Here is a 1559-nt window from a genome sequence, read left to right on the forward strand (position 1 = left end):
GGCCGTGACCTTTCCGAGGTCACGGCCCGTTTTGCGTATGCCCGGGTGGGTTACCCATGGCCAGGACGGGCCATCTGGAAATAGGACCTCCGTCCCGATAACTTCCGTGGTTTTCTCTCGTTTGCCCGATGTGCCACCCCTTAACTCGGGAGTGCGCCAGGTTCCCCCGGATCTGGCAGGTGGCACGGCCCCGTTGCGGGGATCTTGGGGGATCCCCACCGCAGAATCGGAGTCCAACCAACAATGCGAAGCATCCGTACGTTCGCGCTGTCCGCAGCCGCTGCCGCCGTCGTCGGCGCAGTTCTGGTTGTGCCGGCGCCCTCACAGGCCGCACTGACGAACACCTCGTTCGGGCTGTTCGCCAGCGGCTTCGGCAGCCGCGTGACCGGTGGAAACATCCCGGCCAACTCGGGAGACCTCGGATACCAGACCATCGGGTGCACCCGTAAGGCTGGCTACGACGTCAACAACAACACCGCCGGCGCCAAGGTGCCGGGTCTCGGCACGATCGGCGCGACCACGACCAAGCAGCGCACCATCAAGTCCGGCTCGACGGTCAAGTCGATCTCGGAGCACAAGATCGCCGACGTCGTGCTCGACAAGAGCCCGCTGGGCAAGGTCACCGTCGAGGGTCTCAGCTCGGTCTCCCAGGCTTGGTGGGACGGCAAGGGCTACAAGGCCGACTCCAAGGCCAAGATCGCTCACGTCGTTCTCGACCCGGCCGGCCCCGGCCAGAAGATCGACCTTCCGATCCCCGGCCGTGACAAGCCGCTCGTCATCCCGGGCATTGCCACCATCGGTCTGGGCAACACCGTCGAGAAGACCAACGCCGACGGCGCCGAGGCTTACGCCAACGGCATCTGGATCAAGCTCCACGGCACCGACTCCGAGGTCATCGTCGGTCGCTCCCGCGCCGAGATCAACGGCCAGGCCTACTCCGCGACCTTCCGCGGCTTCTCCGACGGGATCGACGCCACCGCTCTCGGCGGTGCCGTCCAGGTCGGCAAGAACCCGCTGACCAACGCGTCCTGCGCCGGCACCAAGGGCAAGCTGAAGACCAAGTCCATCGCCGGCGTGCCGCTGGGCGAGGCGGGCAACGTCGTGGACGTCAAGGGTCTCACGAGCGGTCAGCGTTCGAACCAGACCAAGACCACGGCCGAGGGCTACACCTTCGCCGAGGTCGCCGGCGTCAACATCGGTGACGGCGCGATCCGCATCGAGGCCATCCGCGCTCAGGCGAACGCGAAGTTCGTCAAGGGCAAGGGCGCCTCGACGTCCACCTCGGGCACCAAGTTCGGCGACATCTTCATCAACGACCAGAAGGTCTCCCTCGCCCAGCTCGGGTCGGCGCTCTCCCGCGTCGACATCCCCGGCCTGGCCAAGATCGAGACCAACGTCGTCGTCGAGCGCAGCAAGAACCTGATCGAGGTCGTCGCCCTGCGGCTGACGCTCCTCGACGCGACCGAGGGCACCAAGACCGTTGTCAACATCGGTCACGCCAAGTTCAAGGTGAACTCGAACGCGTGAGGCCTTGATCCACTAAGGGTCTAGCAAGAAAC

At 65.6% G+C, this 1559-nt stretch carries 1 protein-coding gene; it reads left to right on the plus strand.

What is annotated here, in order from left to right; all coding sequences use genetic code 11:
* Positions 1-243 precede the first annotated feature (243 nt).
* Positions 244-1527: a choice-of-anchor P family protein gene (locus ACFU7D_RS29570; protein WP_378874083.1), complete on the plus strand. Its 1284-nt coding sequence runs from the start codon at positions 244-246 to the stop codon at positions 1525-1527.
* Positions 1528-1559: the final 32 nt, after the last annotated feature.

The sequence above is a fragment of the Nocardioides sp. NPDC057577 genome, from assembly GCF_042801335.1.
GTDB lineage: Bacteria > Actinomycetota > Actinomycetes > Propionibacteriales > Nocardioidaceae > Nocardioides.

Bases quoted from the DNA above. Each gene is read 5' to 3' on its own strand.
- ACFU7D_RS29570 (WP_378874083.1), top strand. From the start codon at position 244: ATGCGAAGCATCCGTACGTTCGCGCTGTCCGCAGCCGCTGCCGCCGTC.